The organism is Streptomyces sulfonofaciens (assembly GCF_014656295.1).
GTDB lineage: Bacteria > Actinomycetota > Actinomycetes > Streptomycetales > Streptomycetaceae > Streptomyces > Streptomyces sulfonofaciens.
In genome coordinates, this window is sequence record NZ_BNCD01000011.1 from 267,183 (window position 1) to 293,727 (window position 26,545).

The 26,545-nt window shown below is 74.4% G+C and carries 23 protein-coding genes; 14 read left to right on the top strand and 9 right to left on the bottom strand.

Annotation, left to right across the window (positions count from 1 at the left end; genetic code table 11):
- Nucleotides 1-1,184 precede the first annotated feature (1,184 nt).
- The 5 genes from IE313_RS19640 to IE313_RS19660 all read left to right on the top strand — a co-directional run bounded on the left by IE313_RS19640 (nucleotide 1,185) and on the right by IE313_RS19660 (nucleotide 6,847).
- Nucleotides 1,185-3,866 (top strand): sensor histidine kinase, encoded by a 2,682-nt coding sequence (locus tag IE313_RS19640; protein WP_189934050.1) that lies wholly within the window; start codon nucleotides 1,185-1,187, stop codon nucleotides 3,864-3,866.
- A complete protein-coding gene (locus IE313_RS19645) occupies nucleotides 3,863-4,465 on the top strand; it encodes a roadblock/LC7 domain-containing protein (RefSeq protein ID WP_189933954.1) in 603 nt (200 codons plus the stop codon). Before IE313_RS19640 ends, IE313_RS19645 begins: the two co-directional genes overlap by 4 nt.
- A complete protein-coding gene (locus IE313_RS19650; RefSeq protein WP_189933955.1) occupies nucleotides 4,462-4,857 on the top strand; it encodes a DUF742 domain-containing protein in 396 nt (131 codons plus the stop codon). The genes IE313_RS19645 and IE313_RS19650 overlap by 4 nt, the downstream gene beginning before the upstream one ends.
- On the top strand, nucleotides 4,838-5,527 hold the full coding sequence (locus IE313_RS19655; RefSeq protein ID WP_373317025.1) for a GTP-binding protein: 690 nt from the start codon (nucleotides 4,838-4,840) through the stop codon (nucleotides 5,525-5,527). Before IE313_RS19650 ends, IE313_RS19655 begins: the two co-directional genes overlap by 20 nt.
- Nucleotides 5,528-5,599: 72 nt before the next feature.
- Entirely contained in the window at nucleotides 5,600-6,847 is a 1,248-nt protein-coding gene (locus IE313_RS19660; RefSeq protein WP_189933956.1) for a styrene monooxygenase/indole monooxygenase family protein, read from the top strand.
- A 22-nt stretch (nucleotides 6,848-6,869) separates the two neighbouring features.
- Here IE313_RS19660 and IE313_RS19665 read toward each other — a convergent pair whose 3' ends face one another.
- From IE313_RS19665 to IE313_RS19680, 4 genes are all read right to left on the bottom strand, one after another.
- Nucleotides 6,870-8,012 (bottom strand): C40 family peptidase, encoded by a 1,143-nt coding sequence (locus tag IE313_RS19665; protein WP_189933957.1) that lies wholly within the window; start codon nucleotides 8,010-8,012, stop codon nucleotides 6,870-6,872.
- A gap of 278 nt (nucleotides 8,013-8,290) precedes the next feature.
- The gene (locus tag IE313_RS19670; protein WP_189933958.1) at nucleotides 8,291-8,572 is read right to left on the bottom strand and encodes a DUF8847 domain-containing protein; all 282 of its coding nucleotides are present in this window, start codon (nucleotides 8,570-8,572) and stop codon (nucleotides 8,291-8,293) included.
- A 30-nt stretch (nucleotides 8,573-8,602) separates the two neighbouring features.
- Nucleotides 8,603-9,523 carry an AurF N-oxygenase family protein gene (locus IE313_RS19675; protein ID WP_229924775.1) on the bottom strand — a complete coding sequence of 307 codons (921 nt, stop codon included), beginning with the start codon at nucleotides 9,521-9,523 and terminating at the stop codon, nucleotides 8,603-8,605.
- Nucleotides 9,524-10,372: 849 nt separating this feature from the next.
- The gene (locus IE313_RS19680) at nucleotides 10,373-10,729 is read right to left on the bottom strand and encodes an SH3 domain-containing protein (protein WP_189933962.1); all 357 of its coding nucleotides are present in this window, start codon (nucleotides 10,727-10,729) and stop codon (nucleotides 10,373-10,375) included.
- Between the two features lie 450 nt (nucleotides 10,730-11,179).
- Here IE313_RS19680 and IE313_RS19685 point away from each other — a divergent pair, with 450 nt between their 5' ends.
- The gene (locus tag IE313_RS19685; protein ID WP_189933964.1) at nucleotides 11,180-11,983 is read left to right on the top strand and encodes a nuclease-related domain-containing protein; all 804 of its coding nucleotides are present in this window, start codon (nucleotides 11,180-11,182) and stop codon (nucleotides 11,981-11,983) included.
- 31 nt (nucleotides 11,984-12,014) lie between these two features.
- Here the strand turns inward: IE313_RS19685 and ligD are convergent, their stop codons facing one another.
- Nucleotides 12,015-12,896 carry a non-homologous end-joining DNA ligase gene (gene ligD, locus IE313_RS19690; RefSeq protein WP_189933966.1) on the bottom strand — a complete coding sequence of 294 codons (882 nt, stop codon included), beginning with the start codon at nucleotides 12,894-12,896 and terminating at the stop codon, nucleotides 12,015-12,017.
- Between the two features lie 223 nt (nucleotides 12,897-13,119).
- On the opposite strand from ligD, the gene ku reads away from it, so the two are divergent.
- Nucleotides 13,120-14,184 carry a non-homologous end joining protein Ku gene (gene ku / locus IE313_RS19695; RefSeq protein WP_189933968.1) on the top strand — a complete coding sequence of 355 codons (1,065 nt, stop codon included), beginning with the start codon at nucleotides 13,120-13,122 and terminating at the stop codon, nucleotides 14,182-14,184.
- 55 nt (nucleotides 14,185-14,239) lie between these two features.
- Here the strand turns inward: ku and IE313_RS19700 are convergent, their stop codons facing one another.
- The 4 genes from IE313_RS19700 to IE313_RS35325 all read right to left on the bottom strand — a co-directional run bounded on the left by IE313_RS19700 (nucleotide 14,240) and on the right by IE313_RS35325 (nucleotide 17,690).
- Nucleotides 14,240-15,466, bottom strand: coding sequence for a hypothetical protein (locus IE313_RS19700; protein WP_189933970.1), 1,227 nt, complete (start codon nucleotides 15,464-15,466; stop codon nucleotides 14,240-14,242).
- Nucleotides 15,463-16,080 carry an RNA polymerase sigma factor gene (locus tag IE313_RS19705; RefSeq protein WP_229924776.1) on the bottom strand — a complete coding sequence of 206 codons (618 nt, stop codon included), beginning with the start codon at nucleotides 16,078-16,080 and terminating at the stop codon, nucleotides 15,463-15,465. Before IE313_RS19705 ends, IE313_RS19700 begins: the two co-directional genes overlap by 4 nt.
- A gap of 191 nt (nucleotides 16,081-16,271) precedes the next feature.
- Nucleotides 16,272-16,754 (bottom strand): phospholipase, encoded by a 483-nt coding sequence (locus IE313_RS19710; RefSeq protein WP_189933973.1) that lies wholly within the window; start codon nucleotides 16,752-16,754, stop codon nucleotides 16,272-16,274.
- A gap of 564 nt (nucleotides 16,755-17,318) precedes the next feature.
- Nucleotides 17,319-17,690: a hypothetical protein gene (locus tag IE313_RS35325; RefSeq protein ID WP_229924777.1), complete on the bottom strand. Its 372-nt coding sequence runs from the start codon at nucleotides 17,688-17,690 to the stop codon at nucleotides 17,319-17,321.
- Between the two features lie 400 nt (nucleotides 17,691-18,090).
- Here IE313_RS35325 and IE313_RS19720 point away from each other — a divergent pair, with 400 nt between their 5' ends.
- The 7 genes from IE313_RS19720 to IE313_RS19750 all read left to right on the top strand — a co-directional run bounded on the left by IE313_RS19720 (nucleotide 18,091) and on the right by IE313_RS19750 (nucleotide 26,372).
- A complete protein-coding gene (locus tag IE313_RS19720; RefSeq protein ID WP_229924778.1) occupies nucleotides 18,091-19,617 on the top strand; it encodes an MFS transporter in 1,527 nt (508 codons plus the stop codon).
- A gap of 287 nt (nucleotides 19,618-19,904) precedes the next feature.
- Nucleotides 19,905-21,188, top strand: a complete 1,284-nt coding sequence (locus IE313_RS19725; RefSeq protein ID WP_189933979.1) for an extracellular solute-binding protein — start codon at nucleotides 19,905-19,907, stop codon at nucleotides 21,186-21,188.
- Between the two features lie 40 nt (nucleotides 21,189-21,228).
- Nucleotides 21,229-22,401, top strand: a complete 1,173-nt coding sequence (locus IE313_RS19730; protein ID WP_229924779.1) for an ABC transporter ATP-binding protein — start codon at nucleotides 21,229-21,231, stop codon at nucleotides 22,399-22,401.
- Complete coding sequence (locus IE313_RS19735; RefSeq protein WP_189933985.1) at nucleotides 22,398-23,330, top strand: ABC transporter permease; 933 nt, start codon at nucleotides 22,398-22,400, stop codon at nucleotides 23,328-23,330. The genes IE313_RS19730 and IE313_RS19735 overlap by 4 nt, the downstream gene beginning before the upstream one ends.
- Before the next feature lie 5 nt (nucleotides 23,331-23,335).
- Nucleotides 23,336-24,214, top strand: a complete 879-nt coding sequence (locus IE313_RS19740) for an ABC transporter permease (protein ID WP_189933987.1) — start codon at nucleotides 23,336-23,338, stop codon at nucleotides 24,212-24,214.
- Between the two features lie 134 nt (nucleotides 24,215-24,348).
- Nucleotides 24,349-25,098, top strand: coding sequence for a cupin domain-containing protein (locus IE313_RS19745; RefSeq protein ID WP_189933989.1), 750 nt, complete (start codon nucleotides 24,349-24,351; stop codon nucleotides 25,096-25,098).
- A gap of 173 nt (nucleotides 25,099-25,271) precedes the next feature.
- On the top strand, nucleotides 25,272-26,372 hold the full coding sequence (locus IE313_RS19750) for a Gfo/Idh/MocA family protein (RefSeq protein WP_229924780.1): 1,101 nt from the start codon (nucleotides 25,272-25,274) through the stop codon (nucleotides 26,370-26,372).
- The last annotated feature ends 173 nt before the right edge of the window (nucleotides 26,373-26,545 follow it).

The following is a 26,545-nucleotide window of genomic DNA, read 5'->3' on the forward strand; positions in this document are numbered from 1 at the left end:
AGGTCCACGAGCGCTCGGACGCGCGCGGCACGGGATGCCACAATCGGTCTGTACCTGCAGGTCAGTCGCCGGATTTGGGATGGATTGATCAAGGGCGGCGAGGCGTGGCGGGGCATCCTGCCAAAGGCCGTGGTCGACGTCCAACCGGCCCGCGGCGGGCATCCGTTGGCCATGGCGCCGGAACTTGCCGCCGACCCCTCGTCGATGTTCACTCCTTTGAGTGGCGGGTGGGGCGATGCGCGTCCACTTCTCACGGGCACTGGGATGGTCGGGAGCCGACCCCGCAGACGCTCGTGTTGACGGATCGTCACCCGGGTCCATGGGCAGACGGATCAAGATTGCGAGCACCGGTGCAGAAGAAGCGGCCGCGGCGCGAGGGCATGCAGCAGACGGTCTCGGACGAGACCCTGAGCGGCCCGGCACCGAGCAACCCCTCCGGGACAGCCGGCAGGGGCACGGACGCCATGGAGGGCGCGGGCGTCCACGGCGCGCGGCGCGCGGGCGCCCTCGAAGCCCCCGCGGGCCCCGGCGCCCCCTCCCGAGCGGTCGCCTCGGGCGCGGCCGGAGAGCCGCGCGGCGGGAGTGCGCCCGGCAGGGCCGGCGGCCACCCCGGCGCGACCGCCTCCGGTGGTTCCGGTGGGCTTGGCGCGCAGATGGCCTCCGGCGCGGCGGTCGGCGGTGCGGTCATTCCCCGGCCGCAGGGCGACCACGTGCCCTACGGGGCTTCCGCGGCCGTACCGGCCGGTGCCGGCCCGGCGGACCAGGTGACCGCGAGCCCGGCGTCCGGGAACCCGGCGGCACGCCCCCAGGGCGCGGATGCCGCGGCACAGGCCCCGAGCCCCGCCGTGCGCGGCGCGCGCCAGGCGGTGCGGGCCCAGGGCGCGGCGCACAAGGCCGCGGCAGGCCGCGACACCGCCGTCCGGACCCCGACCCCCACCGCCGAGGCCGCCGAGGCCGTTCAGGACGCCGCGGCCCCCCCGGCGCCCGGAGCGGTGCCCGCTCCCGCCTCCGGCGCTGCGTCGCGCCGTCCCACCGGCCCCGCCGCCACCCCGCCCCCCGCCGGGCGCCCCGCGGCGCCCGGCGCCCCCTCCGCCACCGCCCCGGCGGCACAGGACTCCGCCGCGCCGCCCGCGGCAGGCACCGGGGAGCCGGGGGGTTCCGCCCGCAAGGGCAGGCGTGCGCGGGTGCGCAGCCGGCTCGTCGTGGCCGTCGCCGTGGTGGCCGCCGCGACCGCGGGCGCGAGCGCGCCCGCGCTGATCGCCGCGTCCGGCCGGGTGGGCGACTCGCAGGCGCTGGTGACGGACGCCGAGCGGACCCAGCAGGCGCTCAGCCTGGCCCACGCGCTGGCCGACGAACGCGACGAGGCCACCGCCTACGTCGCCGCCGGCCGGCCCGAGGGCAAGGGGCTGTCCGCGGCCGACCGCGCGCCCGTGGACCGGCAGATAGCCGAACTGCGCGCCGACGCCCCCACCGGGCTGCGGCACGACCTCGACCACATCGCCGCCGTCCGCGACTCGGTGCTGAACGGCAAGGGCAGTGCCCTGCACGCGCACGAGTCCTACGCCGCCGTCATCCTCGAACTCCACCGGCTCGCCGAGGACCTGGCGGACCGCACACCGCCCCGGGCGGGCTCGGGCGCCCACGCGCTCGCCGACCTCGACCGCGCCGTCGAGCAGGCGGAGGCCACCCGCGGCCTGCTGCTCGCCGCGCTCGCCGTGCCCGGCGGCACCGCCACCACCACCGTCATCGACCCGGTGACCGGCCTGCCCGCAACCGTCTCCACCGAGTCGTCCGCGGACAGCGAGCACCGTGACGAGCTGAGCGCCGCCGCTCAGCAGGCCCGGCTGCGCGAGCAGTCCGCGCTGGCCGACTTCCGCGACGGCGCGCCCGCCGCCTACCGCACCTCGTACGACTCCACCGTCACCGGCCCCGACGTCACCGCGGCCGAGCACGACCTCGACCGGCTCACCGACCGGCCGACGCTGTCCACCGGCGACCGCGCCACCGATCGCGGAAAGCTGGAGGCCACGCTGACCTCGCGCATCGACATGATGCGCGGCGCCGAGGCGTCGCTGAACACCACGCGCGCCAAGGAGCTTGCCCAGCTCCGCGACGACGACGTCACCGCGCTGGAGGTCCTGACCGCCCTGGCCGGTGCCTGCCTGCTGGCCGCCGTCGGCGTCAGCACGGCGATGGCCCGCAGCCTGACCCGGCCGCTCTCCGTCCTGCGCCGCGGCTCGGCCCGGCTCGCCGCCGACCCCGCCGCCGAGGAGCCGATCCGCTTCACCGGCCGCAACGACGAGTTCGCCCAGGTCGTACGGTCCGTCAACGCCCTGCACGCGCATGCGCTCCAACTGCACGCGCGGCTGCGCGGACAGGCCGGTGCGGCCCCCGCACCGGACGCACCCCAGGCGCCGGACGCGAGTGGGCGGCAGGCGGACGCCGCCACCGAGCGGGACGGGCTGCGCAGCGCGCTGGACGCCGCCGCGGCCGGGCTCGGCCAGGTCGAGGACGCCGGCCGGGGCACGTTCGTCCACCTCGCGCTGCGCACCCTCGGGCTGGTCGAGCGGCAGCTCGCCGTCATCGAGAAGCTGGAGGAGCAGGAGCACGACCCCGACCGGCTCGCCACCCTCTTCAAGCTCGACCACTTCGCCACCGTGATGCGGCGGCACAGCGAGAACCTGCTGGTGCTCGCCGGCGCCGACCACGGGCACCAGCACCCGGGACCCGTACCGCTGGTCGACGTGGTGCGCGCCGCGGTCAGCGAGATAGAGCGCTACGAGCGGGTCAGGATCATCTCGCTGCCGCCGCGCGCGCACGTGGTCGGCTTCGCCGCCGACGACCTCAGCCATCTGCTCGCCGAGCTGCTGGAGAACGCGGCGTCCTTCTCGCCGCCGAACGCCACCGTCGAGGTGTCGGGCTGGCTGCTGGAGAGCGGTGACGTGATGCTCTCCGTCGTGGACGAGGGCATCGGCATGTCGCCGGAGCGGCTCGAAGAGGTCAACACCCGGCTGGCGTGCGCCGCGGACGGCGAGGAGCCGGGCCCCGCCGAGGCGTTCGGTGCCGCCACCGGTCCCGACGGGGCCGACGAAGCCGGCCCCGGTCTCGGGCTGTACGTGGTGGCGCGGCTCGCCGCCCGGCACGGCGTGCGGGTGCAGTTGCGGGAGCAGAAGCACGGCGGGGTGGCGGCGGTCGTCGTGCTGCCCGAGCCGGTGCTCGCCCAGGCCGCCCCCGGTGCGATCGCACCGCCGCGCGAGGTACGGGTGGTGGGCGCCGCGACCGGCGTCCGGCTGCCCGGCGCCGCGGCGGAGGCCAACTCCAACGTCCTGCCCGGCAGGGGAGCGGGAGCCGCCGCCGGAGCCGACCCGCTGATCGCGGCCGCGGAGGCGTCACTGCGCACGGCTCCGCGGCAGGCCGCCGACCGCGGACCCGCCGCGGACCACGCGCCGCAGCCCGCCCCCGACCAGTACGCCATCAGCCCCGACAGCCACGAACGCGCGCGCGACGCCGACGGCACCGGCCCGGTGGGCGCCGCCGGTGAGGCGGCCCCCGCCGCCGACACCAGGGAGCGGGTGACTGACAAGGGCCTGCCGAAGCGCACACCGCGGGTCTCCGCCGTGCGCGGGGTGCCCGCGCCGCGCACCGGCGCGGTCGACGCCAAGGAACTGCGGCGCAGACTCGGCGGCTTCCAGCAGGGTGCCAGGAACGGGCTGCGGGACGCCGAGGCGGAGATATCCGACCGTCCGGAAGGGCCGGGGGCCCAGGGGCGGGCCACCGCCCACGGCGCCGGACACCGCACAGCAGCACGCGCGGCCCAACCACCCGCGGAAGTCAAGGGGGACACGGTCGAGGAGGCAAGCAGTTGACTGCGCCCAGCACCTATGGACTGAGCACCGAGGCACGCAATCTGCACTGGCTGCTGGCGAACCTCGTGGAGGAGGTGCCCGGCCTGCTCTCGGTGGCCGTGGTCTCCTCCGACGGTCTGCTGCTGCTCTCCTCCGACCCGGCGAGAAACGGCGAGAACGGTGACGAGGGCGCGTTCGACGGTGCCTCCGGCGGCGGCCCCGGAGAAGGCCCCAGGGGCTCCTCCGCGGATCTGGCGGCCATCGTCTCCGGACTCGGCAGCCTCACCATGGGAGCCGCCCGGCTGATGGACGGCGGCAAGGTCAAGCAGACCGTGGTCAGCATGCGCGACGGCAACCTGTTCGTGATGTCGATCGGCGACGGTTCGCTGCTCGGGGTGCACGCCACTCCGGAGAGCGACATGAGCATCGTCGCCTACCACATGGCGTTCTTCGTAGGCCGCGCCGGACACGTCCTGACCCCCGAACTCCGCAGCGAGCTGAGGCAGTCGATGGAGCACGAGGAGCAGGTGCGCACCCCTCAGGACAGACCCCGGCTGTCCGTACGCGGCGCGGCCGGTGCCGGGCGGACGGCGGGCGAGCCGATGGGAAGCGTCCAGTGAGCCAGCCCAAGCTGCCCCGGCGCGACGCCGACGCCAAGCCCGCGCGCGTGCGCCCCTACTCCCTGACCGGTGGCCGCACCCGCTTCGGGCACGTGCTGCTCGTCGAGACCTTCGTGGCCGCCATCGAGGCGCCGGAGGAGCGCCTTGAGCTGACCCAGGGCACCGCGACGCGGGTCATGCCCGAGATGCGGGCCATCGTCGAACTGTGCCGCCAGATGCGCACGGTGGCCGAGATCGCCGCGCTGCTGAGGATGCCGCTCGGCGTGGTCCGCGTGCTGCTGAGCGACCTCGCGGACCAGGGAAGGATCCGCGTGTACGGAACCGGTCACGGCCCGGGACAGCCGGACCGCGCACTGCTGGAAAGGGTGCTGAGTGGACTCCGCCGTCTCTGAGGACAGTGAACTGCCCCCCGGCCCGGGCGCCAGGGGCACCGGCGGCTTCTGGGGCGCGGGCGGCCCCGCTGCCGTCCATGAGCCGGAGGAGGAGCTGCGGCCCTGGCAGCTCGACCGCAGCCGTGCGCCCGTCGCCACCAAGATCGTCGTGGCGGGCGGATTCGGGGTCGGCAAGACGACGCTGGTCACCAGCGTCTCGGAGATCGAGCCGCTGCTCACCGAGGCGCTGATGACCGAGGCCAGCGCGGAGACCGACGACCTCGCCGCGACGCCGGGCAAGATGACGACGACGGTCGCCATGGACTTCGGCCGGATCACCCTCGACGACGACCTGGTGCTGTACCTCTTCGGCACCCCGGGCCAGCAGCGCTTCTGGTTCATGTGGGACGACCTGATCAGGGGTGCGATCGGCGCCGTCGTCCTCGCCGACACCCGCAGGCTGCCCGACTGCTTCCCCGTGCTGGACTACTTCGACGGGTGCGGCCTGCCGTACGTGGTCGCCGTGAACCACTTCGAGGGCACGGAGAAGTACGCGGCGGAGGACGTGCGCGAGGCCCTGACCGTGCCGCCGCACATCCCCGTGCTCGTCATGGACGCCCGGCTGCGCATCCCGGTGATCGACACCCTGCTGGCCCTCGTCGGCCACGCACTGGACGTCACCCCCGCCTAGCCGCACCGCCGCCACCGGCCGGCCCCACAGAAGCCGCAGCCCCGAGCAGCAGGTAAGAGGAGAGGACCCGCAATGCGGAAGGTACTCATCGTGGGAGCCGGGCAGTCCGGGCTCCAGCTCGCCCTCGGACTCCAGGCGCACGGATACGACGTCACCCTGATGTCCAACCGCACCGCGGACGAGATCCGCACCGGACGGGTGATGTCGACGCAGGTCATGTTCCACACGGCGTTGCAGCACGAACGCGACCTCCAGTTGGGCTTCTGGGAGCAGGCGGCCCCCAGGATCGAGGGACTCGGCGTCTCGGTCGCGGGGCCCGAGGACCCGCAGGGCGGCCCGCCGCGGGTCGTCGACTGGCTGGGCCGGCTCGACGGGTACGCGCAGTCCGTGGACCAGCGGGTGAAGATGGCCGGCTGGATGGAGACCTTCGCGGAGCGCGGCGGGCAGCTCATCATCCACGGTGCCGCCGTCTCCGACCTGGACTACTTCGCGCGCGCCTACGACCTGGTCATGGTCGCCGCGGGCAAGGGCGAACTGGTGGCCATGTTCGGGCGGGACGCCGCGCGCTCGCCGTACGCCGAGCCGCAGCGCGCCCTGGCCGTCTGCTACGTGCACGGCCTCGGACCGCGTCCCGAGCACCCCGGGACGGAGGCGGTGCGCTGCAACCTGGTGCCCGGTGTGGGCGAGCTGTTCGTGATGCCGACGCTGACCACCTCGGGGCGGGCCGACATCCTCTTCTGGGAGGGCGTCCCGGGCGGACCGATCGACGCCTTCCAGGGTGTCAGGGACCCTTCGGAGCACCTGGCACTCACCCTGGGTCTGATGGAGAGGTTCACGCCCTGGGAGTACGCGCGTGCCACCAAGGTCGAGCTGACCGACGCGGGCGGCGCACTCTCCGGCCGCTACGCCCCCACGGTCCGCCACCCGGTCGGCCGGCTGCCCGGCGGAGGAGTGGTGCTCGGCGTGGCCGACGTGGTGGTGGCCAACGACCCGATCACCGGACAGGGTTCCAACTCCGCGGCCAAGTGCGCCGCGTCCTACCTGGAGGCGATCCTGGCCCGCGGCACGGGCCCCTTCGACGAGGTCTGGATGCAGCAGACCTTCGACCGCTACTGGGACATCGCACGGCACGTCACCAAGTGGACCAACGCCATGCTGGCACCGCCTCCCGAGCACGTGCTGAACCTGATCGGCGCGGCGGGCGGGGCGCCCGCGGTCGCCGACCGGATCGCCAACGGCTTCGACAACCCCGCGGACTTCGAGCACTTCTTCTACGAGCCGCGGAAGGCGGCGGCGTACCTGGCGGAGGTGGCGGGCTAGCGGCGGGAGGGCGGCTCCGCCCTCATGTGCCGAGCGGTGGTGCCTGGGGGTCCGGGCGTACGGCCCCGAGGACCGGGTTCACGTCGACCGGTGACACCTTGACGCGCTCGCCGGGCCGCGGCGCCTGCACCACCATGCTGTTGCCCAGGTAGAGCGCCACGTGCGTGGCGGTGGGGTAGTAGACGACCAGGTCCCCGGGCCGCAGTTCGGCCATCGGCACCCGGGGCAGCCCCGACCACTGCTGCTGGCTGGTGCGCGGAATGGTCCGCCCGGCGCGCGCCCACGCGCGCGAGGTGAGCCCCGAGCAGTCGAACGCGTCGGGCCCCGCGGCGCCCCACACGTACGGCTTGCCGACCTGCTCCATCGCGTACCGGACCGCCACGCTGCCGCCGCGCGAGGGCAGCCGGCTGCCGTGCAGTGCCGTGTCGAGCAGTGCCTGCGGGCCGCCCGAGCGGCCGGGCCGGCCGGTGCGGCGGGCTTCGGAGGGATGGCCGCCGCCCAGCGAGGCGAGCAGCCGCTCCACCGCCCTGAGCCGGGCCTGGATCCGGTCCCGGTCGCGCTTCTGACGCTTGGCCAGTTGCTCCTGCGCGTCCAGGGCGTGGCGCGCGGTGGCCGCGAGTGCACGGTTGCGCCGCTCGTGGCCCGCGATCCGGCGCACCGCCGAGGCGCGGGCGGCCGACATCCGTTCGAGCATATGGCCCTGGTCCAAAGCGTGCTGCGGGTCGCGGGCGAGCAGCAGCCGTACGTACGGGGAGATGTCGGAGCTGCCCTGGTACTGCAACCGGGCCAGCCGCCCGGCGGCCACCCGGCTCTCGTGCAGGGCGCGCCTGGCGTTGGCGAGACGCCTGTCCAGGCCCCTGACCGTGGCGCGCTGCCGGTCCAGCACGCGCTGGACCGCGTGGTAGGAGTCGGTGGCCCGCTCGGCCTGGCGGTACAGCCGCTGAAGGTCCGTCAGCAGGGCGTCCACGGACTGGCCGCGGGCGCCGGGCGCGCCTGCCGGGGGAGAGGGGCGGCGCTCCGTGACTCCGGTGGATTCCTGGCTGCCGGCCGCCGGGCCCGGGGCGATCGGCGCCCGCGCGGGCAGCGCGGATGCCGTTCCGGCCGCGACGAACGTGCCGGCCGCGACCGCGGCCGTACAGAACCCCCGCACGAGCCTGCCCGTCATCTGGGTCACCTCCGCAGCGGCGGACGGCAGATCCGTCCGCACCGCTCGTACATGTCCCGGGGCGCGGGCAGGGCGCTCACCTGTGCTGGGCGGTTCGGCCCAAGGATCTCACTCGTCCAGGGGGCTCAGGCGCGCGTATGGCGGGCAGGGGAGGGGCGGTGGGGACGGCACGGCCGGGCGCGGCGTGCCCGGGGCCGGCCGTCCCGGCGGGCCCGCTCGTCCCTCGTGCCCGGCCGCCGGCCTGCCGGGCCCCTCGCGGCTCCCGCCGGGGGCGCGGCTCAGGTGCTGCGGCGCGGCTTGGACCAGGGCCACTTCGGGCCGCTGTCGCCCGTCCGGGTGGCCTCGGCGTCGTACTCGTAGCGCCAGCCGAGGTGCAGTCCGAGGCGCCTGCTGCGGGCCGCGGACACCCGCCGGTAGACGAGGACGGCCGGCGGGCCGCCGCCGGCGTCGGGCACCGGGACGCGGTAGGTCTTCGGGGGGTGCCCGGTGGGGCCGAGCAGCACCGGCAGCACGCGGCCGTCCAGCGGGCCGCCGACGAAGGGGGTGTCTTCGCTCTTCACGGCACCAGTGTCGCCCGCCGGGCCGCCCGGTCAGGCGAGCAGCCCCGACGACCGCCACAGCCGGCGGCCCACGCCCCGCAGCACGCCGACATCGTCAAGGAAGTCCGTCAGGCGCCTGGCCCCGGTCTGCATGACGTCGCGCCGGTGGCCGCTGGCCCGCACCTGGGCGACCGCCTCGTGCCGGTCGAGGCCCACGTCCGTGTAGACCTGCGGGTTGACGAAGGCCAGGGAGAAGACGCGGGCGGCCTGGCCGGAACTCAGCCTGGTCAGCCTGCGCTCCCACTCCGGAGCGGTCACCATCTGGCGGCGCAGCTCCTCGCGCGCGTAGCGCACGTGGCGGGCCTCCTCGACGACATGGATCCGGGTCACGTCGCGCACCAGCGGCTGGACCCGCTCGTCGGGGAACGTGAGCCGCTGCATCCAGTCGAGGATCTCCTCGCCCAGCAGGGTGCCCGCGAAGGAGCCCGGGGTCGTCGAGACCGTCTTCATCACCCGGGCCAGGTTGTGGTGCAGCCGCGCCACCGGGTACGTCGGTGTGCCGCTCTTGCGGATCATCCGGGCGAACATCTTCGAGTGCCGGGTCTCGTCGCCGATCTCGGTCAGGGCGTAGCGCACGTGGGCGCTGGTCACGGACATGTCGTAGATGTGCCGGACCAGGAGCTGCATCAGGATGATCTCGAACCAGATGCCGAGCGAGGCGAGCGAGGCCGCCTCGTGCCGGGCCAGGTCCATCTGCTGCTCCTCGGGCATCCTGCGCCACAGCGGGGTGTCGTACAGCGACACCAGCTCCGGCGGCCAGTACCACTTGTCCGGCACCGGCGGGGCGTCCCAGTCGATCTCGGCGTCGGGGTCGAAGGAGTGCTTCGCGGACGCCGCGAGCAACCGCTCGGCCACCTCCTCCCGGTCCCTCAGCAACCCGAGCGCATCCCGCAGCACCACACCGTCCGTCATGACCGCCATCGTCTTCCCCACTTCGTCGTCCGGCTGCCGGCATCACCCGGTGAGGGTGTTACCGCCGGTCACACCCCCCATGAGATCGCTCCGGCCCGGGGGCGTCAATCCCCTGGGCTCCGGTTGCCGCCGGGGGTGCCGCCGGAGCGGGACGGTGCCGGGCCGGGCGGGGAGGCCGCACGGGGGGTGGGGGCGTGCTCGGCGGGACCGTGGGCGCACGGGTGGACGAGGTGCTGCCCGGCCCCGGCGACCGTGGGACGGTGCACGGGCCGCACCCATCAGGGGGTGGTCACCGCTTCCGCCGTCCGTGGAGCGCCGGGTGCCCGCACCGCCTGCGCCGGCGGTGCGGGCGGTGCGCGGTGCGGCCCGGTGTACGTGAAGGCGTCACCGCGGACCGGGGCACCGGTCGTCCGGCCCATGACGGGACGGCGTACCGGGTGCGGTGCGGCGGGTGGCGGTGTCAGCCGGAGCCGCAGGGCGGGGCCGGCGCAGGCGTCGGCCACCTCGTGCACGGCCGAGTGCCGCCACGAGGTCCTACGGCAGCGGCGGGCCCGGGGCCGGCGGCCGGGAGGGCGACCTGGGCGAGCCGGCAGCCCGCGGTGTGCGTGCCCGCAGGCATGCGGTGTCCGTACCGGCGGGGGCGCGGTGTGCGCACCGGCGGGGGCGCGGTGTGCGTGCCGCGCAAGGGCAGGGGCCGGGTGGCGGGCCGGTCGGTGCGGGGTGCCCGGCCCCGTCCCCCTCCACAGGCCCTCCCGCTCTCGGGAGGGGCGCCGTGGTCGACGGGGCCGGGCGGGGCGGGACGGGGCCGGGACGGGGTGTGGGCGGTGGGGCCGGACGGGGCGTCAGGCGTCAGCACCACGGCGGCGGGTCGCCGATGTTGGCGATGTACCGTGCCGCGCCCCAGGCCCAGGTGCCGTCCGCCAGGAGGTACCAGCGGTCGTTCCCGTCCACGTTCTCGCCGCGCGTCCTGCAGTAGATGGTGACGATCGCGTTGTACGGCTCGCTGCCCACGACCGTGCCGCCGCGGTTGGGCGCGTCGCGCAGCAGCAGCCCGGTACGGGCCGTGACCCGACCCTGGTACGTCCGCTCCGCACCGGACTCCGGGGCGCCGGCCGTCGCGGCGGCGGGGCCGGCGGCGGCCAGGGCGACGACGGCGCCGGTGGCCGCGGCCGTGGCGAACCGGGTGGCGGGGGACCGCAGGAACATGAGACCTCCTCGGAGGAACGGGCACAGTGGGTGACTGCCTCGACTCACCGTAGGGTCGTGTCCGTCGGGGCCGCAGGTCGCGCTGGGCCATCGGGGGCGCGGGCCGGCGCTCCGGGCGGGGCGGGCCGGGCCCGAGCCGGCCAGGCGCGGACCGCGCCGGGCGCGCGGGTGCCGCCGTACGGGGCACGATCCGGTGCGCACGGGCGTTGTTGCCCCTGCGGTGCCGCCCTTGGTCCCATGGTCGCGGGGACCGGCGGGTGGCCGGGCGGTGCGGCTGTGCGGCTGAGAGGTGGGCGTGCGCGGGTTACGGTGCGGGTGTGGCGGCGGTCTTGCGAGGAGGCGAGCGGTGCGGTCTTGGCGGTGGCGCGGGACGGCCCCGGGTACGGCGGTTCACGGGGCGGCCGTTCGCGGGGCGGCGGTTCGCGGGGCGGCGGTTCCGGGTGGTGCGGCATGAGCGGACTGCGGGTCGTGCCGTCCCGGCGGCAGGGCCGCGAGCGGGTCTACGTCTGTCTGCCCGACGGGGCCGACGTCGCCTGGTTCGACCGTGACGCGGCCCGCGTCAACATCCTGCGGCAGGACCTCACGGAGGAGGTGCTCCAGGTCCTTCGCCCGTACCTGAGCGGCGCGGTGACGGTCGGCCCGCCACCCGTGCCCACCGCCTCGGAACTGGCCCGGCTCGCCCTGCACCCCGACGACGACCTCGCGCCGAACCGTCCGGGTGAGGCCTTGAGGATCGCGCTCGACCGCGAACCCGCACCGGCCCGGCGGCTGCGTCCCGACCCGCGCCGCCGTGCGCTGGCCGCGGAGGAGGCGGTGGGCGAGGTGCTGGAGCGGATGGAGGGCGCGGGCTACCAGAGCCTGCACTCCGTCCTGCTGCCCGGCGGCGACCGCATCCACCACCTGCTCATCGGCCCCGGCGGCCTCTTCGCGCTGCACACCCTGCCCGCCCACCGCCGCCGGGTGCGCATCGCGGCACCCGCGGTGGACACCGGCCGCGGCAGGCAGGCGACGCTGCTGGACCGGATCCGGGCGTGTGCCGACCGCGCGACCCACGTCCTGGCGGTCGAGGTGCGGCCCGTCCTGGTCCTGGTCGAACCGCAGTCCGTCCAGGTGACCGCTCCCGCCCCGGACGTACGCGTGGTGCGCGACGGCGACCTGCCGACGCTCGGCCGCCACGGTGTCGTCCTGAAGCCCGCGGACGTGGAGTCCCTCTACGCGACGGCCCGCGACCGGCACACCTGGCTGCGGCTGTGACCCGTCGGCGCGCGCTCCGGCGGCCGGCCGCTCAGGGCAGCGGACGGGCGCGGCCGGGATCCAGCAGCGGGGCCAGCAGGTCCCCGAGCGCGTCGAGCCGGGCCGGTAGCTGTGCGGCCGTCACCACCAGCTCCGCCGGATCCCGGCACCCGGCCACCTCGTCCCAGGTCAGCGGCGCGGACACGGTGGGCTCCGCTGCGGCCCGCAGGGTGTAGGGCGTGGCGGTGGTCTTGGCGGCCGCGTTCTGGCTGAAGTCGACGAAGACCTTGCCGGGCCGCAGGCTGCGCTTCATCAGATGGGTGGCGAGGCCCGGCAGCGCACGGCCGGCCTCCACCGCCAGGACCCGTGTGTAGGCGGTGACCCGCTTCGAGGCGACCGGTTCCAGCGGGACGAGCAGGTGCAGGCCCTTGGAGCCGGAGGTCTTCGCGAACGCCTCCAGACCGTCCCGCTCCATCCGGTCGCGCAGCCACAGGGCCACCTCGCAGCACTCGACGACGGTGGCGGGTGCCCCCGGATCCAGGTCGACCACCAACCGGTCGGCGGTGCCGGGGGCGTCGGCCCGCCACTGGGGCGTGTGGAACTCGGGGACCAGGTTCGCCGCCCACATCAGGGTGGCCAGGTCCTGCACCAGCACCTGGCGGGTGGGCCCGTCCGTGTGCGGGACCTCGGCGGTCCTCACCCACTCGGGTGTGCCGGGAGGCAGGTTCTTGGTGAAGAAGCGCTGCCCCTCGGGGCCGTCCGGGAAGCGCAGGAACGACACGGGGCGGTTCCGGAGCTGGGCCAGCAGCGGGCCGGACACCGTGGCGTAGTAGTGCAGCGCCTCGCCCTTGGTGAAGCCGCTGCGGGGATAGAGCACCTTCTCCAGGTTGGACAGCGCGATGCGCCGCCCCTCCACCTCGGTGATCGGCGTCATCCGACGAGCATCCCTGGGCGCACCTGAAATACCATGAAATCAAATAATACGTCCAAAAGGTTCTGTGTTCCGGGCGGCACGAGGGTGCGGAACCCGGCGCGACCTCCCCGGCGTCCCCGATCTCCCCGACCCCGTGGCCTCCCCGGACCCCCGGTCCCCCGCCCTCGTCGGACTTCCCGGCCGCCGCGGTCACCGGGCCCGGGACCCACAGCAAAGGTGCGGCATGCGATCCATCTGGAACGGCGCGATCTCCTTCGGCCTGGTCAGCATCCCCATCAAGCTGGTGAACGCCACCGAGAGCCACTCCGTGTCCTTCCGGCAGATCCACATCGCGGACGGCGGCAGGGTCCGCTACCGCAGGGTGTGCGAGCTGGAGGACCGGGAGGTGCCCCAGGACGAGATGAGCCGGGGCTACCGGAGTCCGGACGGCTCGATCGTCCCGATCACCGAGGACGACCTGGCCTCGCTGCCCGTTCCCACCGCGAAGACCATCGGCATCGTGGCCTTCGTGCCCGCGGACCGCATCGACCCGTTGCAGTTGAGCACCGCCTACTACCTGGAGGCGAACGGGTCGTCGGCGGTCAAGCCGTACACGCTGTTGAGGGAGGCGCTGAAGCGGAGCGGGCGGGTGGCCGTCGCCAAGTACGCCCTGCGCGGCCGGGAGCGGCTCGGCATGCTGCGGGTCTTCGGGGACGTGATCGCCATGCACGGCCTGCTGTGGCCCGACGAGATCAGGGCGCCCGAGCTGGCCGCACCGGAGACGGAGGTCACGGTGCGCGACGCGGAGCTGGACCTCGCGGACACGCTCATGGACACGCTCGGCGAGGTCGATCTCGACTCGCTGCACGACGACTACCGCACGGCGCTGGAAGAGCTCATCGCCGCCAAGACGACGGGCCGGCCGCTGGAGCGCCCCGAGGCGGAGCCCGGCGGCAAGGTCATCGATCTGATGGCGGCGCTGGAGAGCTCGGTGCGGGCCGCCCGGTCCCGCGGCGAGGAGCCGGCGGCGGGGCGCACCACGGCAGGGGCCGCCAGGGAGCGGCCGGCCCGCGGGCAGGCCCGGGCGAAGACGGCCCGGAAGAAGTCCGCCGAGAAGAGGACGTCTGCGAAGAGGACTGCCGAGAAGAAGCCCGCCGAGAAGAAGACGGCCGAGAAGAGGGCGGCCGGGAAGAAGGCCGCGGAGGGGAGGGCGGCCGGGAAGAAGGCGACCGCCGGGAGCGGGAAGAAGGCGACCACCGAGAGGGCGACGGCGAAGAAGTCGGCTCCCCGCGGCCGAAAGTCGGCCTGACCCGGGTGGTGCGCCCCGGGTGCCAGGGCTCCGTCAGCCGCGCCCCGCGCCACAGTCACGGGGCCGTGGTCACGGGGCCGTGGTCACTGGGCCGTCGGTACGAGACTGCCGTCACCAGGCCCCCGTGCCCGGCGTTCCCGCCGCTGGTGTCTCCGGGGCGCACGGTGCCGCGGTCCAGGCGGTTGGTGCCCCCCGCCGTGGCCGGTGCCCCCGCTGCCGGGGCCCCGCCGCCGGTGTCCCCGGGGTCGAGGCCACCGCCGCGGGTGCCGCGCCCGCCGGACGCCGCCGCCTCGCGGCTGCTCTGCTCGGCCGGCCGCGCCCCGTGCGGTGCCTGCGGGGCCCGGAGCGGGGGCGACCCACCCGCGGCGCCGGCCTCCGGAGTGCCGCCGGGCGGCGGTCCGGGTCGTGGGGGCGGTGAGCCGGCCGTGCCGGGGCCCTGCGGTGCCGCCTCGTCCCTTCCGGCCCCCTTGCCGCCCCCGCCCTCCTCCTTGCCCTTCACTTCGCCGTTGCCGTTGCCGTTGCCGTTGCCGTTCTCCTTGCCCTTGGCCTTCCCCTCGGCTTGCTGCTTCGGCTGCTTCTCTTTGTTGCCCTTGTTGCCTTTGTTGCCCTTGTTTCCCGTGCCGGCCCCGGCTGCCTTGCCGTTACCGCCCGTGCTGCCGTCCTTGCCGGTGCCGCCGTCCTCCGCCTTGCCCGCGTCGGCCCGGCCCGCCGGCACCCCGGCGCAGTAGGCAGGCAGGTCACGCCCGCCGTCCGCAGCCCCGGCCGGCTGCCGTGGGCTGCCGGGATCCCGTTCCTGGGCCGTGGCGGGGTCCTCGGGAAGGACGCGGCAGCGGGCCCGGTCCTGCGCGCCGGACGCGCCGGGCGGTGTCCCGCCGGGCACGCCGGACGAGCCGGGGGCGGATCCGGCGGGACTCGGCGACGGATGCCCGAGCCCGGCCGACGCGGAGGCCGAGGAGCGCGGGGCGGGGCCAGGCCCCCCGCCGTGCTCCGGAAGGCCGACGAACGTGGCGTACGCCGCACCGCCCAGCGCACAGCTCGCCACCACGGCGGCGACCACCGCACGCCAGGCACCGCGCGGCCGCAGCCGGCGCAGCCGGCGCCAGTCGTCCTGCGGCCGTGTGCGGGTCGGCTGCACGGGGTCGAGCCGGGCCTTGCGGAAGGCGGCCAGCGCCCGTTCCTCGGCCCTTCGATCGATGTCCTGCGGGCGCCGCACCGCGCCCAGCAGCGACTCGATGATCCGCTGCTCCTCGGGGTCGCCGGCCGGCGGCTTGAAGGTGTTCATATCGACTTCCCCAGCGTATGGGGTCCGCTGTCCGGGACGCCGTGCTCGGCGAGTTGCCGGGCCAGGCGTTTGAGTCCGCGGTGCGCGGCCGAGCGGACCGCGCCGGGTCGTTTGCCCAGCACCCGTGCCGCGGCCGGCCCGGTCAGCCCCACGACCACCCGCAGCAGCACCGCCTCGGCCTGGTCCTGCGGCAGCGCCGCGATCATGTCCAGCGCCTGCCGGGTGGTGATGGACTCGATGGCCTGCTCATGGGTGTTCTGCCCGCCGGGCAGTTCGAGCAGTGCCGGATCGAGGAAGGCGGAGCGGGGGCGCACCTTCTGACGGCGCAGATGGTCCAGGGCGCGGTGCCGGACGATGGTGGCCGTCCAGCCCCGGAAGCCGCCGGCGTCCCCGCGGAACCGGCGCAGATCGCGGGTGATCTCCAGCCACGCCTCCGCGGCGACGTCCTCGGCGTCGTCGCCCACCAGGCCGCGCGCATAGCCGAGCACGCCGGGGTGCACCATGCGGTAAACGGTGGCGAAGGCCGCCTCATCCCCCTCCTGGGCCCGTACTACGGCGTTTTCCAGCGCGCCGTCGTGCGGACGTGCGCGGCGGACGCGGCCAGGCTGGTTCACGAGGCCCCTTTTCTCACGGGTACGGCACAGTTCACCGTGTGCGGCCGCACACCGCTCAGCGTGGGAGGTGCCAAATATCACATGAACCCGGGGGCCTTGTCGCCGTATTGGTCAACTCCAGGCCACGGCCCGGCCGTCCGCAGGAGCCGCGTCCTCCGGGGCCGGGCCGCATCCGCTCCGCCGGCCGCGGCTCAGGCGGCCGCCTCGGCGGGGGCGACGGAGCCGAGGTTGTGCACCGCCTGGTAGTAGACCCAGGCGGTGCCGTCGCAGGACGACTTGGTGGCGCCGCTGTACCTCGCGCAGACGCGCTTCAGGTCCTCGTAGAAGGCACTGTCGATCCGGTCCTTGTTCGCCGGGAACTGCCCGACCGCCTTGTAGTTGCGGTACCCGAAGTCATGGCGGGAGCAGGCGTCCTTGAAGGGGAAGCCGAAGGGGTTGTCGGGTGAGTCGCTGCAGTAGTCGGTGGACCAGTCGAACTGGTAGGCGGACCAGGCGGCCTGGTTGTTGCGGGCGGCGATGAAGGCGTCGTAGCTCGCGGCGCTCGTCTGGCTCCAACTGCTGAGCACCTGGAGCTTGTCGGAGGGGACGGCCGCGGAGGCGGTGGCGGCGGGGAGCAGGGCTGCGGTCAGTGCGACGCCGGCGGTGGCCAGCGAGAAGGTGAATCTGCGGCGCATGGGAGGCAACTCCTCGGTGGGGGGACGCTGGGGCCCTGCGGAGGCCGCACGGGCGGTCACAGCGTTCGGTGCCGCGCTGTCGCCGGTCCGTACGGGGCATGGACGCCCAGCGACGAGTCACCGGCGCGCTGGTGACGTCCGCCCACATGGCCAAACCCGCCTGGGTGCCTGGGACTTACCCCGAAGTGATGTGCGTGACTCGCCGGTCGGCCGATCAATTTACGCGCGTAGCGGGCGACTTCGCGCCACCGAGCCCCCGGGTGTGCCCCGGCGTCCACCGGCCCGCCAGGTCCGTGGGTGCGCGGTTCCGCGGGCGATCCGGCGATGGGAGAGCACGAGGACCACCGGCAGCGGCAGCCCCGCGATCACCGCGGACGCCCGCACCTGCGCACGGCGCGGGCCGCGCCTCCCGGCGGCTCGGCCCGCACGGGTCCCGGCCCCCGGTGGTCCGGGAGCGTGGCCTCGTACGCATCCCCAGGTCGTCGGGGGTGTCGAATGATGCTTGTGGCTGTGAGCGGGGCCGTAGAGTTCGAGCGGGGCCGTGGAGATCGAGCGGCACACCCGTCAAGGACGCGCGCGGACGTGCCCGGAACTCGCCCGCCGTGGCCGGCCCCGGGCCGGCGGCACCACCGGCCGCCCTCCCGGCGGGCCGCGGCGGACGGCGTGCAGCGGGTACTCCTTGCGGTCGAGCGGGTCCTGTTCCGTGCGCGGCCGTCGCGCGATGCCGCGCGGAACCGGCCGGTAGTGGTCGAACCCGTGCTCCAGCAGGCCCTCGCCGCGGGTCGGCGTCGGCAGTCGCTGCTGCAACCCGTGCACACGGGCCGCCGGCGCACGGCGCTGGAGCAGACACACGGCGCCCCGGCGGACGGCCTCGTCGAGCGGGGCGCCCGGCCCGGCCGGCGCCGGCAGCAGCGCCTGGGCCGCATCCGCGGGCACCTCCAGCCGGAAGCGGTGAACGGTTCGTGCACCCGTGTTCCGGGCCGTGAGCCGTGAGCGGTGAGCGGTGAACCAGGAGCCAGGAACCAGGAGCCAGAGCCAGGAGCCGGGAGCCGGGAGCCGGGAGCCAGAGCCATGAGCCGGGAGCCTGCGGCCCGTTGCCCCGGCCTCGCACCAGCCCGGCGGCGCCCCCCAACCCGTCGCGCCCGAGGGGCCGTTGACACAGGGCACGACCGTGCGGGCGCACGGCCCCGCCCGGTGAGCACCAAGGCGCGGTCAGGCGACGGTGTGCCGATCCGTGTGGCACTCGCGCGCATGCGCGACCATGGCCCCGACGCATGCGCCGGTGGTCGTCGGGTACCCGGGTGCCGCAACGCGTGCCCGAGCAGGAGGAGGCAGGGTGGCACCGTCGTCCGACAACTCGTCCGGCCGAAAGTCCGGCGCGGCCACGGCGGACGGTGGCGGCAGCGGCGCCGGGCCCGACCCGCGGCGCTGGAAGGCGCTCGCCGTCTGCCTGGTGGCCGGCTTCATGACCCTTCTCGACGTCTCCATCGTGAACGTCGCCCTGCCGTCCATCCGCGAGGGGCTGCGGGCCGGTGTGGCGGAGTTGCAGTGGGTGCTGTCCGGTTACGCGCTCGCCTTCGGCCTGCTGCTGATCCCCGCGGGCCGGATCGGGGACGCGCGGGGACGGCGGGCGGTGTTCATGACCGGCCTGACCTTCTTCACGCTGGCCTCCGCCGCCTGCGGTGCCGCCCAGTCCAGCGAGTGGCTGGTGGTGGCCCGGGTGGCGCAGGGCCTCGCCGGCGGTCTGATCGCACCGCAGATCTCCGCACTGATCCAGCAGATGTTCTCCGGTCCGGAGCGCGGCCGCGCCTTCGGGATGTTCGGCACGGTGGTCGGCATCTCCACCGCCGTCGGGCCCGTCCTCGGCGGTCTGATCATCCACGCCGCCGGGCCGGACGAGGGCTGGCGCTGGGTCTTCTACGTCAACCTGCCGCTGGGCGCGGTCTGCCTGCTGCTCGCCCGCCGGCTCCTGCCGGACACCCCGACGGCGGGAACGCTCACGGTGCGGCGGCTCGACCCGGTCGGCGTACTCCTGCTCGGCCTCGGCGTGCTCGCCCTGCTGCTGCCCTTCGTCCAGGCCCAGCAGTGGCACGGCAACACCAAATGGCTGCTGGTACCGCTCGCCGCGGTGCTGCTCGCGGCCTTCGCCGCCTGGGAGCACCGCTGGAGCGGACGCGGCGGGGACCCGGTGCTGCACCTGTCGCTGTTCCGGGTCCGTAGCTTCTCGGCGGGTTCGGTGCTGATCCTGCTGTACTTCGCCGGCTTCACCTCGATCTTCTTCATCACCACACTGTTCCTCCAGAGCGGGCTGCACTACTCGGCGCTGGAGGCCGGGCTCTCCATCACCCCCTTCGCCCTGGGCTCGGGAGCGGCAGCGGCCGTCGGCGGGCGGCTGGTGGGGCGGTTCGGGCGGGCGCTGGTGTCGCTCGGGCTGACCGTCGTCGCGCTGGGCCTCGGCGGCACCGCACTCGCCGTACACCTGGTGCCGGACCGCGGGGCCGGATGGGCGATGGCGGCTCCGCTGCTGGTCGCCGGCCTCGGCAGCGGTCTGGTCATCTCGCCCAACCAGACCCTGACGCTCTCCCAGGTCCCGGTGGCCTCGGCGGGCAGCGCTGGCGGGACCCTGCAGACGGGCCAGCGGGTCGGATCCGCCATCGGGATCGCCGCGGTCGGCTCGTCGTTCTTCGGCCAGGTGCGGCGCGGGGGGTGGGCGGCGGCCTACGACCGGGGTCTGCTGATGGCCGTCGCCTTCGTCGTGGCCGCACTCCTCATCGCCCTCGCCGACACCCTCGGGCACCGCCGCGAACAGGCCCGCGCGACCGGTGAACACGGCCAGAATTCCACTCTCCGGGGTCCGCGGTAGACAGCAGACGGCAGGCTGTCAGAAAGCGCTTGCTCAGACAGTGGGCGGTTCTCTGACTGTCTCCGCCGGGCCGGAGGGCGACAGTTTTCGTGGTCGGTCGGTGCACTCCAGGGGCCCGTACCACCTTCTTGGGAGGGAACGTCAGGAAATCTCCGCCCCCGTGACAACCAGTTGAACGCGACTCATTGCCCAGTGCGAAACCCTGTCGTAACCTCCCCCGAAAGCGGTTACCCACCCTTTGTTTTCGGCCGCCTCGTGCGGTGAGAGCGCACAGGAAGGTCACGTACGTGCAGCGACTCAGCGATCCCCCGAACGGGGGCGGCACCGGGGGATTCGAGGCGCGGGAAGGCGACGGCGGCGGCACCCGGCTCACCCGGCGGCGCTTGGCCTCGCTCGGGACGTACGCGCTGGCGGCGGCGGGCGCGGCGGCCTGCGCACCGCCCACGCTCGGCTCCGCGCCGCAGAACATCACCCCGCGTGCGCCGAAGCACCCCATCGACATGACGATCCTGGACGGCTCCGGCGACCTCGCGGTCTACCAGGCCGTCTACTCCGACTTCGCCAAGACGCACCCGCACCTGGTGCGCGCCCTCCACTTCCAGACGGCCGCCGCGCCCGACGTGCTGGGCAAGCTCCGTGCCCAGGCGCTCAGCGACAGCGTCGGCATCTCGCTCATCCTGGGCGGCAGCGACATCGTGGGTGCGCTCCAGCAGCAGCGCCTGCTGACCAGGCTGCTGCCCCGCTACCAGCGCTACCTGCCGGACCTCACGAAGATCCAGGACAAGCCGCGCCGGGCCCTGCAGAGCATCGCCCACGGATACGGGATCATGAACCTCTGGGGACCCAGCGGGCCGGCCTGGGCGTACGACAGGACCAGGATCGGGCCCAACGAACTGCCCAGGAACCCTCGGCAACTGCTGGCCTGGGCCAAGGCCCACCCCGGCAGGATGACCTACGCCCAGCCGCCCAACTCGGGACCCGGCCGGCAACTGATGATGTCCCTGGCCCACGAACTGGGCGACAAGGACCCCTCGGACCCGGTCGGGGGCTGGGACAGGACCTGGGCGTACCTGAGGGAACTGGGCGGCTACACCGCCTCGTACCCGGCCAGCTCCACCCTGATGAACAAGCAGTTGGCCGACGGCAGCGTATGGCTGGTGCCGACCTCCACGGCGTCCGACTTCAACAACCACCGCACGAACGTGTGGGGCGCCGACCAGGGCTTTGCGATCTTCGACGACCAGGCCTGGATCATGGACGGGCACTTCCACATCGTGCCGCGCGGTGTCTCGCCCGAGACGCTCTACGTGGACCTCGCGTTCATCAGTTGGGTGCTCCAGCCCGCGCAGCAACTGCGCACCTTCGCCTCCGGCACCCTCACACCGGCCAACGCCACCGTCAGGCTCTCGCAGGCGAGCGAGGCCGCACGGGCCACCGTGCGCAGGTTCGGCCGCGTCGACTACCTCGACCACGCGTTCACCGTCGGCACCCTCAACACCCCGTTGGAGCCCCTCGTCCTCACCCAGGCCTTCGACCTCTGGCAGCGCAGGATCGGCAGCCAGGGGCACTGACCGCCCATCGATGCCAAGGACGCCAGAGAAAGGCAGTCATGTGAACCTCCGGCAAGACCCCCATGCCCCGCCGCCCTTCGCGACCCTGCGCCTGGACGCCATCTCGCGCTGGTTCGGCAGGGTGCCGGCACTGCGCGAGCTGACCATCGAGGTGGCGCGCGGCGAGTTCGTCGCCCTGCTCGGGCCCTCCGGCTGCGGCAAGTCCACCACCCTGGCCTGCCTGGCCGGTCTCCAGCCGCTCACTTCCGGTACCATCTGGCGCGACGAGGAGCGCATCGACACCCTGCCCGCGGAGCGGCGCGGGTTCGGCATGGTGTTCCAGAACTACGCGCTCTTCCCCCATCTGACGGTGCAGCGCAACGTCGAGTTCGGGCTCGCCATGCGCAGGGCGGGACGTGCGGAGCGGCAGGCCAAGGCGCGTGAGGCACTGCGCACGGTCCGCCTGGAGGAACACGGCGGCAAGCGGCCCGCGCAGCTCTCCGGCGGTCAGCAGCAGCGCGTCGCCATCGCCAGGGCGTTGGCCTTCGAGCCGCAGATCGTGCTGATGGACGAGCCGCTGTCCAACCTGGACGCCGGACTGCGGGTCGACCTGCGCGCGGAGATCAAGCGGCTGCACGAGTCGCTGGGACTGACCACCGTCTACGTCACCCATGACCAGAGCGAGGCCCTGTCGCTCGCCACGAAGATCGTCGTGATGAAGGACGGGTGCGCCGAACAGGTCGGCCCGCCCGAGGAGCTGTACCGCGCGCCGTCCTCCGCGTACGTGGCCCGTTTCATGGGCTACCGCAACACCGTCCAAGGCACCGTCAGGAGTGTGACCGCAGACGGCGTGCTGGTCGACTTCGGCGGCCAGTCGGTGCTCGGCACCTTCATGTCGCCCGGCGCCCCGGCCCCCGGCCGGCGGGTGGTCGTCGCCCTCCACCCGGAGGACCTGGTGCCCGGCGGCGCGGCGCCCCGGCCTGTCCAGGACTCCGCGGCGCCCGGCGCCCCCGCCGGCCGCGTCGACGCCTCGGTCGAGGTCATCGAGTACCACGGCCGCACCACTCAGGTCGTGGCACGCACCGCCGACGGCACCGCACTACGGGTCCAGACCGACCGTCCGCTGCACCGGGGCGAACCCGTCCACCTGTACATACGCGCCGACCGGGCGCTCGTCTACAGCGACGACGGCGACGCGGGCGAGCTGGACGCGCTGGCGGAGCAGGTCGCATGAGCGCCGCCGCACCGACGGCCGGGCACCGCACCACGACCGCGGGCAAACCGCCGGGGCGCGCCGCCACCCGGCGGGCCCGGTTCGCCGAGCGGGGCGTCGACCGGTTGCTGCTGCTGCTCGTCCCGGCCGTCGCGATCATCGCCCTGCTCTTCGTCTATCCGTTCGTCTACGGCCTGCTGATCTCGTTCAGCCCGCTCAAGGGCGGCGCGTTCGCCAACTACCGCGACTTCTTCGCCGACCCGTTCCTGCGCCAGACCATCTGGTACACGGTCCGCCTGGCCATCCCGGTGGCGCTGGTGAGCCTGCTGCTCGCGGTGCCGCTCGCCTACCGGCTGCGGCGCGACTTCCGCGGCAAGCGCGCCATCACCCTGGTCTTCCTGCTGCCGGTGACCCTCGGCAGCGTGGTGCTCTCCGAGGGCATGACCACCATCTTCGCACCGAACGGCTGGTTCAACCTGGTGCTCGGCTCGGTCGGGCTCGGCCCGGTGAGCGTGCTCTACGGCTACTGGGGCACCTTCGTCGCCGCGGTGCTCGGCATCCTCCCGCTGATGCTCCTCCTGCTGATCGGCTTCTTCGGCGGGATCGACCCGGCGCTGGAGGACGCGGCGGCCACGCTGGGCGCGAGCCGGGCGGTGCGCTTCTGGCGGGTGCTGTTCCCGCTGGTGCTGCCCGGGCTGATCACGGCCCTCAGCCTCGGCCTGGTCGAGGCGTTCGCGGTCTTCCCGTCCGCCGTCCTCGTCGGTGAGCCGGGCGGCGCGACCCATGTGCTCTCCATCCCCATCTACCAGGCGGCTCAGCAGCGCTTCGACTACTCGGCGGCCTCGGCGGACGCCACCGTCATGGTGCTGGTCGAGATCGTCGTCCTGGGCGCGCTCACCCTCGTACGCTCGCGGCTCTACCGCGGTGCGGCGGTCGGCGGAAAGGGCTGATCGACATGGCGACAACGACCACCCCCACCGGCCGCCGGGCCGCCGTGCGGGGCGACGGCACAGGGCGCCGCCCCCGCACCACCGCCACCGGTGTGCTCACCTACGCCGCCGCCGGCTGCTTCGTCCTGGTCCTGCTCGGCCTGCTCGTCTCCGTGCTCGTGCAGTCCTTCGCCACCTCCTGGCACGGCGGCTGGTGGCCCGACGGGCTGACCGGCTCCTGGTTCTCGCAGGCGTGGGCGGACCCGGCGTACGGGGTGCGCAGCCATCTGGCGACCACCTTCGAGATCGGCATCAGCGTCGTGGTGGTCTCGCTGCTGGCCGGGGTCCCCGCGGCCTACGCCCTCAGCAGGCGCAGCTTCCCCGGCAAGTCGCTGGTCCTCATCCTGCTGCTGCTGCCGATCATGCTGCCGCCGCTGACCTACGCCACCCAACTGTCGTCGCTCATCTACACCGTCGGCCTCGGCGGCACCCTCACCGGCGTGATCCTGTCGAACCTGGTGCCCGCGCTGCCGTTCGTCGTCCTGGTGATGATGCCGTTCGTGGAGCAGGTGCGCCCGGACGTCGAGCAGGCCGCGCGGGTCCTGGGCGCCGGCACGCTCCAGATCTTCCTGCGGGTCGTGGGTCCGCTGCTGCTGCCGGGTGTGCTCGCGGCGTCGATCCTGACGCTGGTGCGGGTCTTCGGCGCCTTCGAGCTGACGTTCTTCGTGTCGGGTCCGGGCAGCGAGTCGCTGATCGTGGCGCTGTTCGGCGCCGCGTCCAACCCGGCGGGCTCCGCGCCGCCGCTCGTCGCCGCGATGGCGGTCTGCTACATGGGTACGTCCCTGGTGGTGTTCGCACTCGCGCTGGCCTTCGTCAACCCCACCCAGATCGTGTCGCGACGGTGAACCGGAGCGCGGCGGCGCGTGCGGGGGCGAAGAGCGGCCGGCCGTCCGCGCCCTCGGAGGAAGGGGCGCGGCCGGCCGGCCATCCCATACGGTCCAGGCCGGTACCGCCGGCCCGAGGAGGCGGAGAAGAGCCGATGTCCGACACACCGCTGCTGCCCGCAGGCGTGGGCATGTCCCGGCTGCGCGTCTACCCCTGGGAGACCGCGGACCACCTGCACGGCGGCTCCCCCCACATGCACCTCACCTGCACCGAGTGCTATGTGGTGCTGGGCGGCCGGGGCGAACTGCACACCCTCACCGCCGACGGCCTGAGCAGGGTGCCGCTGGCCGCGGGGGACGCCGTCTGGTTCACCCCCGGCACCATCCACAGGGCGGTCAACATCGACGGACTCCAGGTCCAGGTCATCATGCAGAACGACGGCCTGCCCGAGGCGGGGGACGCCGTGCTGACGTTCCCGCCCGAGCACCTCGCAGACCCCGAGGCGTACGCCGCGGCGGCGTCGCTCGGCGACGGCCTGCCCGCGGAGCGCCAGGAACGCGCCCGTGCCCGCAGGGACCTGGCGGTCAGCGGCTTCGAAAGGCTGGTGGCGGACGTGACGGGCGGCTCGGGCGGGGCACTGACGGAGTTCTACCGGTCGGCCGCCGCGCTGGTGTCCGGCCGCCTGGACACCTGGGAGGCCGCCTGGCGCGCCAAGGCCCTCGCGGCGGCGGAGGCGACCGGGGCGCAGATCGCGGCACTGCGCCGGGGCGACACCGGCCACCTCAGGCAGGCCAGGGTCGCGCGGATCGCGGCCCCGGACCAGGACGTGCTGGGCATGTGCGGCTTCCTCGCGGTCTATCCGCGGGGCAGCGCCGTCGAACCGCGGACCGCGGACGGCAGTTGAGCGACGTGGCGGTGGCCCTCTCCTCAGCCCTGCGGAATCTTCGCTGAAGCAATCCAGACTTCATGGGTATTGCCCACCCGTATCCGCCGACCTAGGCTGCGGTGGAAAGCGTTTTCCGTCTCCGGGACCGCTCCGGCGGAAAGCGCCGTCCGCCCTTCGACCGGGAGTGCTCGTTGTCCGTCAAGTCCGTCAAGCCGCTGCGCACCGCCATCGTCGGCGCCGGCAACATCGCGCGCCGCCACGCCGAATCGCTGCAGCAGATCGCCGAGGAGAGCGGCGAGGTGGAGCTGGTCGCGGCCGTCGACACCGACCCCGGCCGACTCGCCGACTTCGCCGCCGCGTTCTCCATCGGCGGCTACGCCGACACGGGCGACCTGCTCGCCGCGGAACAGGTCGACCTGGTGCACGTCTGCACTCCGCCCGGCGCCCACACGGGGCCGGCGATCGCCGCGCTCAAGGCGGGCGCGCACGTGGTCCTGGAGAAGCCCGCGACGCTGACCCTGGCCGAGTTCGACCGGCTGGTGGCGGCCGAGCGCGCCACCGGCCGGTACGTGGCCACCGTCTCCCAGCACCGGTTCGGCTCCGGCGTGCAGCGGCTGCGCGGGCTGCTGGACTCGGGCGCCGCGGGCCGGCCGCTGCTCGCCCTGTGCGACACCACCTGGTACCGCGACCAGGCCTACTTCGACGTCGAGTGGCGCGGCCGCTGGGACACCGAGGGCGGCGGCCCGACGATGGGCCACGGCATCCACCAGATCGACACCATGCTCTCGGTGCTCGGGCCCTGGGCGTCCGTCAGCGCGGTGGCGCGCAGACAGGCGCGCGACACGGAGACCGAGGACGTCTCGCTCGCCCACGTCGCCTTCGACAACGGTGCGATCGCCTCCGTCGTCAACAGCGTCGTCTCGCCCCGCGAGGAGAGCTACCTGCGCTTCGACTTCGAGTTCGCCACGGTCGAGGTGCGCCACCTGTACGGCTACACCGACACCGACTGGACCCTCACCGCCGCGCCCGGCCACGAGGAGCCGGTCACGTCCGCCTGGGAGGCCGGGCCCGCGTCCATACGCAGCGAGCACCTGGCGCAGTTCCGCGAGATCGTGCGGGCGCTGCGCGAAGGCGGGGCGCCGCCGGTCACCACGACCGACGCGCGCCGCACCCTCCACCTCGTCGCAGGCATCTACGCCTCCGCATTCGGCCGCACCCCGGTGGCGGCCGGCGACCTGGGTCCCGACTCGCCGCACTACACGCTGATGCAGGGCGCCGGGCCCGTGTGGTGACGGCCGCGGGCGGTGCCGGGCCCTTCGCCAGGCGCCTCCGGTGCCGGGCCCCGGCCCGCGCCGCGGCGGTGGCCGCGCCGTCCGGCGGTTCCGTCCCGCGGCCCCGTCCGGTGGCGGTGGCCGCCCGGCGTGCCCGGCAACACCCGGTGGCCCCCGCCCGTGCGGCGGCCCGG